General features: G+C 72.7%; 1 protein-coding gene. It reads right to left on the reverse strand.

Annotation, left to right across the window (positions count from 1 at the left end; genetic code table 11):
• On the reverse strand, positions 1-370 hold a 370-nt coding region (locus AC1DN0_RS41910), incomplete at both ends, for an alpha/beta hydrolase (protein ID WP_477146731.1).

Consider the following 370-nt stretch of genomic DNA (forward strand, 5'->3'; position numbering starts at 1 on the left):
TTTCCATGCAGGATCAATCCCTGCACGCCGTGCGCGGCGATGTCGGCCGGAATGTGCGCGGCGATCTCGGGCAGGATGCGGCCGGAGAGGACCGCAAACCGCTGCGCCACCCGCGGTGCGGTGAGGGCCACGCCGGCACTCATGATGCCGCCCTGGCTGAAACCGGCCACCAGCGTGTGCGCGGCATCCACGCCCTGTTGCGCCTGCAGCCGGCGCACGTAGTCGATCAGCAACTGCCGGCTGGCCTCGGCCTGGCCGGGATCGATCACCGGCCCCTGCGCGCCGAACCGCACGCTGAACCAGCCGAACGCATCCGGCCCGAACGCCAGCGGCGCGCGCGGCAGCGCCACCTGCAGGCGCGGGTCCAGCC

This window comes from Cupriavidus sp. 05N39 (assembly GCF_056397325.1).